Source organism: Coprococcus sp. LG101-27 (assembly GCF_027695515.1).
In the GTDB taxonomy this organism is placed as follows: domain Bacteria; phylum Bacillota; class Clostridia; order Lachnospirales; family Lachnospiraceae; genus Allocoprococcus; species Allocoprococcus comes.
The window spans coordinates 114,333-129,155 of record NZ_JAQEUJ010000002.1 but is presented as its reverse complement, the minus strand read 5'-3'; the positions used below and the strand labels follow the sequence as shown (position 1 = coordinate 129,155).

The window sequence follows — 14,823 nt, the reverse complement described above, 5'->3', positions numbered from 1 at the left end:
TTCTGTAGATTCTTTTGAAAGAATGACTTGTATTGTCTGCAGGAAGCAAGGTATAATGTGACTATGGAAAATCAGACATTTATTATTGAAGACGAACTTAAAAAACTTCCTGGGAAACCGGGAGTCTATCTGATGCATGGGGAAAAGGACGAGATCATTTATGTTGGAAAGGCGATCAGCCTGAAGAACCGTGTCAGACAGTATTTTCAGCCGAGCAGGAACAGGGGGGCCAAGATTGACCAGATGGTGACGCATATCACCCGGTTTGAGTATATCGTGACGGATTCGGAACTGGAAGCACTGGTTCTGGAATGCAATCTGATCAAGGAACACCGGCCAAAGTACAATACGATGTTGATGGATGATAAGAGTTATCCATTTATCAAAGTGACAACCGGCGAAGCATATCCAAGGATTATGATGGCAAGGCAGATGAAGAAGGACAAGTCAAAGTATTTCGGCCCTTATACCAGTGTGACGGCGGTAAAAGATACGATCGAACTGATCCGGAAGCTTTACCGTCTGCGTAGCTGTAACCGCATCCTTCCGCGCGATATCGGGAAAGAAAGATGCTGTCTCTATCATCATATCAAGCAGTGCGATGCACCGTGTCAGGGGTATATTTCGCAGGAAAAATACAGAGAATCGGTTGATGAAGTACTCAAATTCCTGGGAGGAAATTATGATAAAATCTTAAAGGATCTGGAGAAAAAGATGCAGGAGGCATCGGATGATCTGGAATTTGAGAAAGCAATTGAATACCGGGAGCTTCTGCACAGCGTGAAGCAGATTGCACAGAAGCAGAAGATTACCGATACAGGGGGCGAGGACCGGGATATTGTGGCTCTTGCAAGAGAGCATGAGGATGCGGTGGTACAGGTATTCTTTATACGCAATGGTCGTCTGATCGGCAGAGATCATTTTTATCTGCGGATTGCCCAGGGAGATGAAAATGCAGAGATCCTCTCCAGCTTTATCAAGCAGTTTTATGCCGGAACGCCATATATTCCGGGCGAACTGATGCTTCCGGTGGAACCGGAAGAGCGGGAGATCCTGGAAGCATGGCTTGGAGAAAAACGTGGGCATAAGGTTCATTTCCGTATCCCGAAAAAAGGGGAAAAAGAAAAGCTTGTTGAGCTTGCGGCGAAAAATGCAAAGATGGTACTGGAAAAAGATAAGGAGCGTATCAAGCGTGAAGAAGGAAGAACGATCGGTGCAGTAAAAGAAATAGAAAAGTTGCTTGATCTTAATAACCTGGTGCGTATGGAGGCGTATGATATTTCCAATACCAATGGATTTGCTTCGGTAGGGTCGATGATCGTTTATGAGAGGGGCAAACCGAAACGAAACGATTATCGTAAGTTCCACATCAAGGGTGTGCAGGGGGCGGATGATTATGCAAGTATGCGTGAGGTCCTCACCAGAAGATTCCGGCATGGTCTGGAGGAACAGAAAAGCGGGAAAGAGCTGGGAAGTTTTAATGTTTTTCCGGATCTGATCATGATGGATGGTGGAAAAGGACAGGTTAATATAGCACTGGAAGTACTGGATGAACTTCATTTATCCATTCCGGTATGCGGTATGGTCAAAGATGACCACCATCGGACGAGAGGACTCTACTATCAGAATATTGAGATTCCGATCGACCGCAATTCCGAAGGGTTTCGGCTGATCACAAGAGTGCAGGATGAGGCACACAGATTTGCTATAGAATTTCACCGGAAACTGCGTAGTCAGGGACAAGTGCATTCGATCCTGGATGATATTCCGGGAATCGGACCTGCGAGAAGGAAAGCACTGATGCGGACATTTGACAGCCTGGATGAGATTAAGAATGCAGAGGTGGAAGATTTGAAAAAAATTCCATCAATGGATGAAAAATCAGCCAAAAGCGTGTATAATTTTTTCAGAGGAAGCGAAATGGAAGATACAGAAGCTACTCGGATGGAAGAACAATAAAAGGAGACAGGACTATGGGAGTAACATTAACAAAAATCGTAGAGAAGATGGAACTTAGAAATCTTACTCCGGATGTCGATATGACACAGCGGGAAGTAAAAATTCCGGATATTAACCGTCCGGCACTTCAGCTCGCCGGATTTTTTGATCATTTTGATTGCGAACGGATTCAGCTTATCGGGTATGTAGAGTACACTTATCTGCAGACATTGGAATATGAGCATAAGATGAAAATATATGATACACTGCTTGATTATGGGATTCCATGCTTTATTTTCTGCAGAAATCTGCAGCCGGATCCGGAATTTCTGGAGAAAGCAGTGAAGAACAATATTCCGGTATTTATTACGGATAAACAGACCTCTTCCTTTTCAGCAGAACTGATCCGCTGGATGAAAGTGGAACTGGCACCGTGTATTTCAATTCACGGGGTACTGGTGGACTGTTATGGAGTCGGTGTTCTGATCATGGGAGACAGCGGTATCGGTAAAAGTGAGGCGGCACTGGAGCTGATCAAGCGAGGCCATCGTCTGGTAACAGATGACGTGGTGGAGATCCGGAAGGTGAGTGATGATACTCTTGTTGGTACAGCACCGGATATTACCCGCCATTTTATTGAACTTCGCGGAATTGGTATCATTGACGTAAAGACGCTGTTTGGTGTGCAGAGTGTAAGAGAGACACAAAATATTGATCTCGTCATCACGCTTGAGGACTGGAACAAGGATCGTGAGTACGACAGGCTTGGACTTACTGAGGAGTATACAGAATTTCTTGGTAATAAGGTTGTATGCCACAGTATTCCAATCCGTCCGGGACGTAATGTTGCCATTATCGTAGAATCAGCGGCAGTCAACCACAGACAGAAACAAATGGGCTATAACGCAGCTCAGGAGCTGTACCGCCGGGTACAGGAAAATCTAAAAAAGAATATGTAAGGAGCAGGAGACAGATGAAATATTGTTTTGGTATCGATATAGGCGGAACGACAGTAAAGATGGGACTTTTTCAGGAAGACGGAGAGCTTCTTGACAAATGGGAGATCAAGACACGTACGGAGAACCAGGGAGAAGCAATCCTCCCGGATATTGCGCAGGCAGTGAAAGCAAAGATGGCAGAAAAGGACCTGGTGAAAGAACAGATCATTGGACTCGGAATGGGACTTCCGGCACCGGTAAACGAGGATGGAATTGTTCAGAATACAGCAAATCTCGGATGGGGATACAAAGAAGTCACACGTGAACTGGAAGAACTTCTTGACGGAATGAAAGTGATTCCGGGGAATGATGCAAATGTAGCTGCGCTTGGTGAGATGTGGAAAGGTGGCGGAAAAGGTCACAAGAATGTTATTATGGTTACCCTTGGAACCGGTGTTGGCGGTGGAATCATCGTGGATGGAAAGTGCCTTGTAGGGGCACACGGTGCTGGCGGAGAGATCGGTCATCTGTGTGTAAACTACCAGGAGACAGAAACCTGTGGATGTGGAAAGAAAGGCTGTCTGGAACAGTATGCTTCTGCAACAGGAATCACAAGACTTGCCAATATGCGTCTTGCAAAAGATGAGAAACCAAGTACCCTCAGAAATGTGGCAGAGATGTCTGCGAAAGAAGTGTTTGATGCAGTGAAAGCCGGAGACGAAGTTGCAATCGAAATCGCAACTGAATTTGGAAAGTATCTGGGACATGCGCTGGCGAACCTTGCAGCTGCCTGTGATCCGGCGGTTATCGTAATCGGCGGAGGGGTATCAAAAGCCGGAGAGGTTCTGCTGGATTACATCAAAGGTCCATTTAAAGAAATGGCATTCTTTGCAGACAAAGATACAGAATTTGCACTCGCAGAGCTTGCAAATGATGCAGGAATCTGCGGAGCAGCAAAACTGGTACTGAAATAAGTGAAAGATATTAAAAAAAACAAAAATCTTGTGAGAAATATTTAACGTTCTTGCAAGATTTTTGCTTTTTACAGAAGAAAATGAAGAATGTAAAATGTTTACATTTGACATTCTGCACAAAATGATGTAGACTTATCATAGTAATATTATTAAATAAGCCTATGAACTCTAAAAAATTATGAAGAGGAAGACGAAATGATAATACGTAAAACATTAAGAGAGCAAGTAGTTGAAATTTTAAGACACAAGATTTTATCAGGAGAGATCAAACCGGGAGAACGAATTATAGAGGCAAAAGTAGCAGAAGAGCTGAAAGTCAGCAGAGGTCCCTTAAGAGAAGCTCTCAGGCAGATTGAAGAAGAAGGGCTGGTTGTATATGAAGCACAGAAAGGCTGCGTAGTAAAGACGATGACTTATGAAGAGATGCAGGAAACATACCTGATCCAGTCTACGCTTGAGAAACTGGCAGTGCAGATGTGCGGGGGAGAGATCAGCAAAGAACAGGATGAAGAGATGCAGAAGCTTATCCTTTCCATGGAGAAGGCGGCCAATCAGAAAAATCTGTATGAAGTTATAGAATTCGATGAACAGTTCCATGAATGTATTGTGAAGACCGCACACAGTGAAAAACTTCATAGAATCTGGAAAATACTGGAAGGAGGGAATACGGCGGCATATTATACGATGGATACAAAAACTCTGGTACCATTTGATGTGGTCCACATCAATCATCAGAGAATTTTGGATCTGTTTCATAAAGGGACAGTCGAAGATATCTGTAAAGAGATAGAATTCCACTACATGGTTGTCCCGCATGTTCTGTACGAAAATCAAAAGAAAAAAGGAGAAAAGAACTGAAGGTATGGAGAGAAAGAATATGTATTTAATTAAAAACGGAACCGTTCATACAGGGACGGGGAAAGTGCTTGAAGAACATGATATTTTAGTTGAAGGAACGAAGATTAGAAAGATTGGAAAGAATCTTTGTGAAGCAGATGCAGAAATTATCGATGCAACAGGAAAACAGGTTTTCCCTGGTTTCATCGATCCACATTCTTCTATCGGAGCTATGGGGATTCCGACTCGTTACAGAGATAATGCAGAAACTACAAATGTAATTAATCCGGATCTGAGCGTGAAGTATGCCATCGATCCAGATGAAGTGAATGCACAGGAATTCTATAAATCAGGAATTACGTCAGTTGGATTTTCACCGGATCACTGCAATGTGATTGGAGGACAGATCACAGTATGTAAGACAGCTCCGGATCATATGGCGAACCGTATTGTAAAAGAGCATGCAGCAATGAAAGGAAGCGTATGCTCAACCGTTAAGGATGTGTATGGTGCAAGTAACCAGATGCCGAAAACAAGAATGGGAATTTTCCATTTGCTCAAAGAAGCAATCAGAAAAGATGACCTTTTGAAGAAATATCAGATGCCATTTGTCATCGCTGCAGAAACTGCAGGTGAGATTCAGTGTCTTATGGAGCTTCTGAAAGATGAAGATATCCAGCTTACAATTGTAGATGGATTTGAATTCGGCGATGCGATCGAAGAACTGAAAGAAAAGAAAGTTGGAATTATCTTTGGTAATTTCAGCAATCTGTCACAGATTTCAAAACATGAAATCGACCTTTCCAGATTAAAAGAACTGGTAGAAAACGGAAACCGCATCGCATTTACAAACACATGCAAAGGTGCTTCTGAAGGTAGAGAAGTATTCATCTGGAGTGCGATCGAAGTATATCGTGCAGGAATCGATGCCGAGGATGTAGTAAAAATGATGACGATCCAGCCAGCCGAGATGCTTGGTGTTGCAGATCGGATCGGAAGTATCGAAGTTGGAAAAGATGCGGACATCACAATTTACAGTGATCATCCTGTAAAATCTTATGCGGCACATGTACAGTTTTGTATGATAAATGGAAAGGTGGTATTATCGTAATGCAGACATTAATCAAAAATGGTATTTTGTATACAATGACAGAGGATAAGGGCATCTTTCAGGGTGATATTCTCGTCGAAGGAACAAAGATCAAAGAAGTAGCAGAACATATCAGTGAAGACTGCTTAGAGGATGGAGATAAGCTCATTGAGGCAGAAGGATATTATGTTCTTCCGGGACTTATCGATGCACATTCTCACATCGGATTATTTGATTTCAATGTGGATCCGTGTGTAGACGATGCCAATGAGATGACAAATCCGGTTACTCTTTCTGTTGATGCACGTTTTGGAACAAATCCAAAAGCAAGAGAATTTAAAGTAGCTTATGAGCACGGAATAACAACCATGCTTCTGACACCTGGAAGCGGAAATGTATTCTGCGGACTTCCGTTTGCACTTAAAACTTATGGAAACAATGTGTTTGATATGACAATCAAATCACCATGTGCGGTGAAGATCGCACTTGGAGGAAATCCGAAAAATACATATGGTGATATGAAACGGCTTCCGATGACGAGAATGGGAATCGCTAAGGTTCTGGATGATACCTTTGCAAAAGCAAAGAAATACATGGAAGACAAAGAACAGAATAAAGAAGTGGAGTATGATCCGGATATGGAAGCTCTTTGCCTGGCTTTAAAAGGAGAAATTCCATGTAAGATCCACTGTACACAGTATGATATGCTCACAGCAATCGAGATTGCGAAAAAATACAACGTACACTTCTCATTAGAACATGCATGGGGAGCAACCGATTATCTGGATGAAATCGTGGAAAGCGGATGCGATATATGCTACGGACCGATTGCAACTTACCGTAGTCCTGGAGAACGTAGAAAAATCGATGTGGAAGCTGTAAAAATGCTGGATGACAGAGGGGTGAATGTGGCGATGATCACTGATTCACCGATTCTGAGTGAAGAATCCCTGTATCATCATGTGGGAGAAGCAGTGCGTGAAGGACTTGCACAGGAGAGAGCAGTAAGAACGGTTACGATCAATGCTGCAAAGGTGCTGGGTGTAGAAGACCGTCTGGGAAGCCTGGAAGAAGGAAAAGATGCAGATATTATTGTAATGAAAGGAAAACTCGGACTTGATACCGATGCAATGGTATACTATACGATGATTGAAGGTAAGATCGTATATCAGAAATAGAAACCAGATTGATAGATAAAAAAGAGAGATCAGTGAATTTCAAATATTCACTGATCTCTTTTTATTCTAATTAGATGATAGATTCTTACTGTCCATTGCCAGAATCTGAGCCACCGGTATTGCCGGAATCAGTGCCGCCACCGGTATTACCGGAATCGCCACCGGTATTACCAGAATCGCCACCGGTATTACCAGAATTGCCACTATTATTACCGGAATCAGTGCCGCCGCCGGTATTGCCGGAATCACCGCCGGTACCACCGGTAGTATCCCCATTAGTGCCGGTAGAGTTACCGGAGGAGTTTCCACCCGTTGTACTATTAGAATCGGATTTGTCATTCGAATTTTTTGTACTGTTTGTGGTAGTTGACTTGCTTGCATGTCCGGAACATGTCTCGGTCGGGACAGTATCCGGATCAAACCATTCGGTCTGTGACGGACAGCCGGAACCGGCAAGTTTACCGGAAATTGTACATACGCTCTTCTGAACGAGAGAACTTGGCATCTCGAAGTCTTTGTAGGTAAGTCCCAAAGCTTCATCGATCCGGTTCATGATCTTAGCCCAGATCTTGAAATGATAGTTCCAGCTTCCTTCAGACATTTCCTGGTTACCATCGTAACCCATCCAGATACCACAGGTATAATACGGTGTAAATCCTTCGAACCAGAAGTCACGGTTGTCGGAGGTTGTACCGGATTTACCGGATGCAGGCATATTATTGAGCTGTGCATCGGTTGCAGTACCCTTTGTGACAACATCCTGCATGGCGTTGGTAAGAAGTGCTGCAGTTGTATCTTTGATCACAGTGTGGCTTTCCGGATTGGAGTTGTCGATCAGGACATTACCATCATGATCCAATACCTTTGTGTACAGGGATGGTTTGTTATATACACCGCCGTTTGCAATGGATGCATAGGCTGCTGTCAGTTCATAGTTGTAAACACCATGGGAAATACCACCAAGAGCAAGAGACTCTACAGCATCGTCTTCGGTAAGTGTGGAAAGCCCAAATTTCTCGCAGTATTCAAAACCAAGATTGATACCAATCTTATTCAATGTCTTTACCGCAATGATGTTCATGGACTGTTCGATCGCCTGACGGTATGTTACGGTACCTTTATAGTAATCGCCCCACCAGTTATGAACCTGATGATGTTCAAGGTCGTGCTGATAGTAGTATTCTTCATCAACTTCGGTGGTAGCAAGTGTAAGATCTGCGCTGTCCAATGCCGGAGCGTATACGGCAAGAATCTTGAATGTAGAACCTGCGTTACGGGTAGAACCCTTGTATGCGCGGTTCAGTCCACGGTTGGTTGTTTTTTGTCCACGGCCACCGACAAGAGCTTTGATCTGCCCTGTTTTCTGATCGATGATGGTAAGTGAAGTCTGCGGCTGTGGAGAGAGGTTGACGTACTCATCATAGGTCTCGCCATCCTGGAGAAGACTGTTACGGAATGCGTCAATTCTTTCCTGTGCAGCTTCCTGTGATCCGAAGAGAAGTCCTTCATCATCACCGTACTGATCTGCCCCGAATTGTTTCAGGTGTCCGGCACTGTAGTTATCTACCGAGCCATCAGTATGATAGACTGTGAGGGCATAATCAACACCCCAGTCAATATTGGCCGGATAATTGTTGTCATCATTCAATTCTTCATCACAGATGTTCTGCATCGTAAGATTCTGAGTTGAATAAATGGTGAGACCACCGCTGTACAGTGCGTTCTCTGCCTGTGTCTGGGAATATCCAAGTCCGTCTTCTGAGGTGAGATCTTCGATCAGCTGCTCAGACAGGGCATCAACAAAATAAGAGTTGACGGTGTTGGTCTCTTCGATCCGTGTATTTACGTTCTGAATTCTGGAATATACGTCATCTGCCAGTGCCTCATCATGGGCAGCCTGGTCGATCCAGCCTTGATCGAGCATATTATCCAGAACTTTTTTGCGGCGGGTTGCGTTGTCTTCCGGATTGGTGATCGGATTGTATCTTCCCGGATTCTGTGTGATCGCAGCGATGGTTGCAGATTCGGAAAGGTTAAGTTCATTGACATCCTTATTAAAATATCTCTGTGCGGCTGACTGTACTCCCAGACAGTCCTGACCAAGGTTGATCGTGTTCAGGTAGCTTTCAAGGATTGAATCTTTATCAAGCTGCTTTTCAACCTGAATTGCGAGATACTGTTCCTGGATCTTACGTTCCAGCTTTTCTTCAAAAGTGCTTTCATTTACAAAGTCAGGGAAGACATTGTTCTTGATCAGCTGCTGGGTAATGGTACTGGCTCCTTCAGAGAAGTTGCCACCATGAGTGATACCAACAACAAAAGCACGGATAATACCTTGAATATCAATACCGTTATGCTTGTAAAAACGGGAGTCTTCGATTGCGACGAATGCATGCTGCAGATCCTCCGGGATCTGATCAATCGTCTTATATACACGGTTGGCACCTGCACCGGTGAATTCGGCTATTGTTGTCGTGCCGTCATCTGCAAGTGCGGTGGACGTATAACCCTGTGGTTTGATGCTGTCAGCTGTAATCTCAGGTGCATTATCAATCACATGCCTGATGATAAAGCCACCTCCGATCGCTGCGAGGATACAGCAGACAAAGATACATAATAGAAAACCTTTAAAAAGGCGAACGCCCAGTTTCTTTTTGTGCATATTCTTTTTCGATGTTATGCGTTTTTGTTTTTTAGAAGCTTTTCGCTTTCCATAATTCATGAATGCTTCCTCCTTCATATTGCAATATTATATCAAACTTGATAATTTAAATAAAGGAAAACTTGAAAACTTCAATGTTCCATTTTACAAAATTAAGAAAAATTTCGGAAATATAGGGAAATTGTAACATTTTTGTAATTTTCTTGCATCTGAAGAAATAGATTTGTATACTGGGAATAGTGAAAATATAAGGAAAATGAAGGGAAAAACGCAGACATGCAGGAAGAATATAAAACAGTATACCGGGGAGGAGAAGGGGAAATTGTTGAAAAGAAATCCCGTTTTATCGCAACGGTAAGACCGGTACACTCAGAAGAAGAAGTACTGGCATTTATAGAAGAAGTGAAGAAAAAATACTGGGACGCAAGACATAACTGTTTTGCTTATGTGATTGGTGTAACAAATCCAACTCTGAGATGTAGTGATGACGGGGAGCCTGCAGGTACAGCAGGAAAACCGATGCTGGATGTGCTTACAGGGGAAGGTCTTCACGATACGGCGGTTGTTGTGACCAGGTATTTTGGCGGGACGCTTCTGGGAACAGGTGGTCTGGTGCGGGCTTATCAGGGAGCAGTAAAGGAAGGTCTTCAGGCAAGTACTGTGATCACAAAGCGCCTGGGTTACCGGTATGAGATTGGAACGGATTATACCGGACTTGGGAAGATCCAGTATATCCTCGGACAACGACAGATCAGTGTGCAGGATACACAGTATACGGATAAAGTGCTGATGAAGGTGATTCTGCCTTATGATCAGGAGCAATGTGTGGTTTCCGAGATTACAGAGGGAACAAATGGACAGGCTGTGATCGAAAAAGGAGACAGCTGCTATTTTGCGGAGGATGGAAAAGAAATCCTGGTTTTTGAGGAATAGAACAGGAAAAAGAACCCCTATACAGAACGGAGAATCCGTTCTGTATAGGGGTTTTAATGTCTTAGTATACAGGAGGAACTGCAGATAGCAAGTTCTCTGTATGAGCTTATTGGTTTACTGGAATTCCGGTTCGATCAGACCGTAGGTTCCATTCTTTCTCTTATATACAACATTGACTTCGTCTGTCTCAGCATTGCTGAATACGTAGAAGTTATGTCCGAGAAGTTCCATCTGAATGCAGGCATCCTCCGGGAACATTGGTTTGATGCCGAAACGTTTGGTACGGACGATCTCAATCTCGTCTGACTCTGCTGCCGAAGTATCGGATTCAATAAATTCCTGACGGAAATCATGTCCGCCCTGCTGTTTTGCAATCAGTTTGGTTTTATACTTTCTGAGCTGACGCTCGATAATTTCTTCTACGAGATCAATGGATACATACATATCGCTGCTTTCCTGCTCGGAACGGATAATGTTTCCTTTTACAGGGATCGTAACTTCGATTTTCTGACGTTCTTTTTCTACACTGAGTGTAACAATAATGTCAGTTTCAGGAGTAAAATACTTTTCCAGTTTTCCTAATTTCTGTTCTACAGCCTGTCTGAGACCAGGTGTGATGTCAATGTTTCTTCCGCTAATGATAAAATTCATACAGCTCAACTCCTTTTTTCTCATATTTCTCATAGTATGTACGGAGATAAGTGCATCTATAAGAGCTTGACCGGCAGGATGTATAGATAGTTTTTATATCCTTCCGGCTATAGCTACATTATACTCTATCATAGGGGAGAGATGCAATGGTAAATGCAAAAAAATTATTAAAATTCTGTAAAGAAAACTGAATTATCAGAAAATTCTGTCAATGTATGGAGCGGATTACTTCGATACGACTGATCTTGCCATTATGCATTTTGGCAACGCGCAGACCAAAATTATCGAAGAATGTACTTGCACCAACACCAATTTCTGTTTTTTCCTGTTCAAATCTTTTAGTGATCACGTCATATAAGGTTTGTTCATCTTCATATGGAATATGGACGTGCAGGATGCTGTTTACAATCCGTGCTTTTGTAGTAGCACGGAAAATGATTTTTTCAGATTCATCAAATTCAATAAAAAGGAACTTTCTGGTTGCAAATAAAAGTGCGATGGAGATCACACCGATCAGGCTGGATACCGGATTATTATGTGCCATGATCACCTGTCTGGCGATGGCAAATAACAGCACCTCAAACACAGTGGAAGGCTTGTGCTGATAAAGCATACGGATCAGCTCGACACCAATGATCAGATTGAAACAGGTTTCTACCAGGTCTTCGTAATTTGGATAAATATTCAGATCCGGAACATTTGGCATGGACAGGATCAGCTGGACAAGCAGAATGATGATTCCGGCAGCCAGAACGAATGAAATGATAAATTCCAGAAGTACGGTCAGCTTATGGAGTGCTGCGTTTAAGTATTTTTTCATAAAAAATCCCCCTTGTTCGTTGTATACAAAGATTGTAACGGATACAAGGGGGAAGTGTAAAGAAAAATCTATAGTTTTTTACTGGAAATTGCTTCTCTTACGGAGTTTCGGATCCAGAATCTTTTTACGGATACGCAGGCTCTTCGGTGTGACTTCCAGAAGTTCATCGGTATCGATGAAATCAAGTGCTTCTTCCAGACTGAGGATTCTCGGCGGAGTAAGCTTTAAGGCTTCATCAGCACTTGAAGAACGGGTATTGGTAAGGTGTTTGGTCTTACATACATTCAGTTCGATATCATCTGTCTTCGCATTCTGACCGATTACCATACCGGAGTAAACCTTTTCACCAGGTCCGATGAAGAGTGTTCCACGATCCTGTGCGTTGAACAGACCGTAAGCTACAGCTTCACCTGTCTCGAAGGCGATCAGGGATCCCTGGCTTCTGTACTGGATATCTCCTTTATACGGAGCGTAGCAGTCAAAGGCTGTGTTCATGATACCGTTACCTTTTGTATCGGTCAGGAATTCTCCACGATAACCGATCAGACCTCTTGACGGGATGGAGAATTCAAGACGGGTGTATCCGCCATTAGACATTCCCATGTTGCGGAGTTCGCCTTTTCTCTGGCTTAATTTATCAATAACTGTACCTGTAAATTCATCCGGTACATCAATGTATACGGTTTCCATTGGCTCGAGCTGCTTGCCGTTTTCGTCTTTTTTGTAAAGAACTTCGGCTTTGCTGACTGCGAATTCATAACCTTCACGACGCATGTTTTCAACGAGGACGGAAAGATGAAGCTCTCCACGTCCGGATACCTTGAAGCTGTCTGTGTTGTCTGTCTCTTCAACACGAAGGCTGACGTCTGTATTCAGTTCACGGAACAGACGGTCACGGAGGTGACGGGAAGTGACGAATTTACCCTCCTGTCCTGCAAACGGACTGTCGTTGACAACGAACTGCATTGCGATCGTAGGCTCGGAAATCTTCTGGAATTCGATCGGAACCGGATTGTCCGGCGAACAGATCGTATCACCGATGGAAATATCTGCAATACCGGAGATTGCAACGATAGAACCGATGCCTGCTTCTTTTACTTCTACTTTATTCAGACCGTCAAATTCATATAATTTGCTGATCTTTACTTTTTTCTGTTTGTCCGGATCATGATGGTTTACAACAACTACATCCTGGTTGACAGAAATCGTTCCGTTATCGACTTTTCCAACACCGATACGGCCAACGTATTCATTGTAATCGATGGTGCTGATCAGCATCTGTGTACCTGCATCAGGATCTCCTTCCGGAGCCGGGATGTAATCCAGGATGGTCTCAAACAGAGGAACCATGTCTTTCGGTTCATCGTCGATATTGTAAGTTGCATATCCGTCTCTTGCAGAAGCAAAAAGGAACGGGCAGTCAAGCTGTTCGTCAGATGCGCCCAGATCGATGAGAAGTTCAAGAACTTCATCGATAACTTCATCCGGACGTGCTTCCGGACGGTCGATCTTGTTGATACATACAATAACCGGGAGCTTCAGTGCAAGAGCTTTTTTCAAAACGAATTTGGTCTGTGGCATGGCACCTTCAAAAGCGTCAACCAGAAGAACCACTCCATTGACCATCTTAAGGACACGTTCTACTTCTCCGCCGAAATCGGCATGTCCAGGAGTGTCAATGATATTGATCTTTGTATTTTTATAAACAACTGCAGTGTTTTTGGAAAGAATGGTAATTCCACGTTCACGTTCGATATCGTTGGAATCCATTACTCGTTCGGCTACTTCCTGATTTTCACGGAAAACACCGCTCTGTTTTAAAAGTTCATCTACTAATGTTGTTTTACCATGGTCAACATGGGCGATGATAGCGATATTTCTAATGTCTTCACGTTTTGTCTTCATATTCTCAAAACCCTTCTTATTACCTATTTAAAGTTACAACCCGTATAGTTTATCACATTTTGAAAAATTTACAAGTAGAAAGAAAAAAATTTGACTTTCTGCAAAAAAAGAGTTTACTTTTTGTTCTAAAAACTGGAAAAGCTTCATAGATTAGATAGTGATCAAGAGTAAGAACGCGGTAAAATACGCCTGCGAAGAGGAAGGAGATTTACATTATTATGTCAGATAAGATTATTGAAAATAACCAGGTAACGATCATGGGAAAGGTAGCAACTGAATTTTCATTCAGCCATGAGGTCTTCGGAGAAGGCTTTTATATGGTAGAGGTAGAAGTGAAAAGACTGAGCAATTCAGAAGACCGTATTCCGCTGATGATCTCAGAGAGACTGATCGATGTGACACAGGATTATACCGGAGAGTATATTATGGTGCACGGGCAGTTCCGCTCTTACAACCGGCATGAAGAGCAGAAAAACCGTCTGGTATTATCCGTGTTTGTACGGGAGATTTCCTTTATGGAAGAAGAACCTGACGGGACAAAGACCAACAGTATCTGGCTGGATGGCTATATCTGCAAGGAACCGATCTACCGAAAGACACCGCTTGGAAGGGAAATCGCAGATCTTTTGCTTGCGGTTAACCGCCCGTATGGAAAATCTGATTATATTCCATGCATCTGCTGGGGGAGAAATGCAAGATATGCCTCCGGCTTTGAAGTGGGAGAGCATGTACAGCTTTTGGGAAGGATCCAGAGCAGGGAATATGTAAAACGGATCTCAGATACCGAGACAGAAAAGAGGATTGCCTATGAAGTTTCGGTCAGTAAGCTGGAAAAGACTCTGATTGACAGTGCCTGTATTTAATGCTAAACTTAATTTGATTGTTTAGTATCATAAA

At 43.1% G+C, this 14,823-nt stretch carries 12 protein-coding genes; 8 read left to right on the top strand and 4 right to left on the bottom strand.

The window, feature by feature from the left end:
- Positions 1 to 63 precede the first annotated feature (63 nt).
- From uvrC to PG766_RS03100, 6 genes are all read left to right on the top strand, one after another.
- Complete coding sequence (gene uvrC, locus PG766_RS03125) at positions 64 to 1,959, top strand: excinuclease ABC subunit UvrC (RefSeq protein ID WP_118198561.1); 1,896 nt, start codon at positions 64 to 66, stop codon at positions 1,957 to 1,959.
- 14 nt (positions 1,960 to 1,973) lie between these two features.
- Positions 1,974 to 2,897, top strand: coding sequence for an HPr(Ser) kinase/phosphatase (gene hprK / locus PG766_RS03120; RefSeq protein WP_117835624.1), 924 nt, complete (start codon positions 1,974 to 1,976; stop codon positions 2,895 to 2,897).
- Between the two features lie 14 nt (positions 2,898 to 2,911).
- Entirely contained in the window at positions 2,912 to 3,850 is a 939-nt protein-coding gene (locus tag PG766_RS03115) for an ROK family glucokinase (RefSeq protein ID WP_117556939.1), read from the top strand.
- A gap of 195 nt (positions 3,851 to 4,045) precedes the next feature.
- A complete protein-coding gene (locus PG766_RS03110; protein WP_117556941.1) occupies positions 4,046 to 4,708 on the top strand; it encodes a GntR family transcriptional regulator in 663 nt (220 codons plus the stop codon).
- Between the two features lie 19 nt (positions 4,709 to 4,727).
- Positions 4,728 to 5,798 (top strand): amidohydrolase family protein, encoded by a 1,071-nt coding sequence (locus tag PG766_RS03105; protein WP_173824717.1) that lies wholly within the window; start codon positions 4,728 to 4,730, stop codon positions 5,796 to 5,798.
- On the top strand, positions 5,798 to 6,955 hold the full coding sequence (locus tag PG766_RS03100; RefSeq protein ID WP_118198562.1) for an amidohydrolase family protein: 1,158 nt from the start codon (positions 5,798 to 5,800) through the stop codon (positions 6,953 to 6,955). Before PG766_RS03105 ends, PG766_RS03100 begins: the two co-directional genes overlap by 1 nt.
- A gap of 85 nt (positions 6,956 to 7,040) precedes the next feature.
- Here the strand turns inward: PG766_RS03100 and PG766_RS03095 are convergent, their stop codons facing one another.
- Entirely contained in the window at positions 7,041 to 9,677 is a 2,637-nt protein-coding gene (locus PG766_RS03095; protein WP_118198563.1) for a transglycosylase domain-containing protein, read from the bottom strand.
- Between the two features lie 216 nt (positions 9,678 to 9,893).
- Here PG766_RS03095 and PG766_RS03090 point away from each other — a divergent pair, with 216 nt between their 5' ends.
- Positions 9,894 to 10,550, top strand: a complete 657-nt coding sequence (locus PG766_RS03090; protein WP_008374480.1) for a YigZ family protein — start codon at positions 9,894 to 9,896, stop codon at positions 10,548 to 10,550.
- Positions 10,551 to 10,664: 114 nt separating this feature from the next.
- Here PG766_RS03090 and hpf read toward each other — a convergent pair whose 3' ends face one another.
- The 3 genes from hpf to typA all read right to left on the bottom strand — a co-directional run bounded on the left by hpf (position 10,665) and on the right by typA (position 13,926).
- Positions 10,665 to 11,201 carry a ribosome hibernation-promoting factor, HPF/YfiA family gene (hpf, locus tag PG766_RS03085; protein ID WP_022220288.1) on the bottom strand — a complete coding sequence of 179 codons (537 nt, stop codon included), beginning with the start codon at positions 11,199 to 11,201 and terminating at the stop codon, positions 10,665 to 10,667.
- Positions 11,202 to 11,409: 208 nt separating this feature from the next.
- The gene (locus PG766_RS03080; protein WP_008374483.1) at positions 11,410 to 12,021 is read right to left on the bottom strand and encodes a transporter; all 612 of its coding nucleotides are present in this window, start codon (positions 12,019 to 12,021) and stop codon (positions 11,410 to 11,412) included.
- 78 nt (positions 12,022 to 12,099) lie between these two features.
- Entirely contained in the window at positions 12,100 to 13,926 is a 1,827-nt protein-coding gene (typA, locus tag PG766_RS03075) for a translational GTPase TypA (RefSeq protein WP_117556949.1), read from the bottom strand.
- 218 nt (positions 13,927 to 14,144) lie between these two features.
- Here typA and PG766_RS03070 point away from each other — a divergent pair, with 218 nt between their 5' ends.
- Positions 14,145 to 14,789 carry a single-stranded DNA-binding protein gene (locus PG766_RS03070; RefSeq protein ID WP_117556951.1) on the top strand — a complete coding sequence of 215 codons (645 nt, stop codon included), beginning with the start codon at positions 14,145 to 14,147 and terminating at the stop codon, positions 14,787 to 14,789.
- The last annotated feature ends 34 nt before the right edge of the window (positions 14,790 to 14,823 follow it).

What these genes read in the sequence shown, in the direction of transcription:
- uvrC (WP_118198561.1), top strand. Translation starts at nt 64, where the DNA reads ATGGAAAATCAGACATTTATTATTGAAGACGAACTTAAAAAACTTCCT.
- hprK (WP_117835624.1), top strand. Translation starts at nt 1,974, where the DNA reads ATGGGAGTAACATTAACAAAAATCGTAGAGAAGATGGAACTTAGAAAT.
- PG766_RS03115 (WP_117556939.1), top strand. Translation starts at nt 2,912, where the DNA reads ATGAAATATTGTTTTGGTATCGATATAGGCGGAACGACAGTAAAGATG.
- PG766_RS03110 (WP_117556941.1), top strand. Translation starts at nt 4,046, where the DNA reads ATGATAATACGTAAAACATTAAGAGAGCAAGTAGTTGAAATTTTAAGA.
- PG766_RS03105 (WP_173824717.1), top strand. Translation starts at nt 4,728, where the DNA reads ATGTATTTAATTAAAAACGGAACCGTTCATACAGGGACGGGGAAAGTG.
- PG766_RS03100 (WP_118198562.1), top strand. Translation starts at nt 5,798, where the DNA reads ATGCAGACATTAATCAAAAATGGTATTTTGTATACAATGACAGAGGAT.
- PG766_RS03095 (WP_118198563.1), bottom strand. Translation starts at nt 9,677, where the DNA reads ATGAATTATGGAAAGCGAAAAGCTTCTAAAAAACAAAAACGCATAACA.
- PG766_RS03090 (WP_008374480.1), top strand. Translation starts at nt 9,894, where the DNA reads ATGCAGGAAGAATATAAAACAGTATACCGGGGAGGAGAAGGGGAAATT.
- hpf (WP_022220288.1), bottom strand. Translation starts at nt 11,201, where the DNA reads ATGAATTTTATCATTAGCGGAAGAAACATTGACATCACACCTGGTCTC.
- PG766_RS03080 (WP_008374483.1), bottom strand. Translation starts at nt 12,021, where the DNA reads ATGAAAAAATACTTAAACGCAGCACTCCATAAGCTGACCGTACTTCTG.
- typA (WP_117556949.1), bottom strand. Translation starts at nt 13,926, where the DNA reads ATGAAGACAAAACGTGAAGACATTAGAAATATCGCTATCATCGCCCAT.
- PG766_RS03070 (WP_117556951.1), top strand. Translation starts at nt 14,145, where the DNA reads ATGTCAGATAAGATTATTGAAAATAACCAGGTAACGATCATGGGAAAG.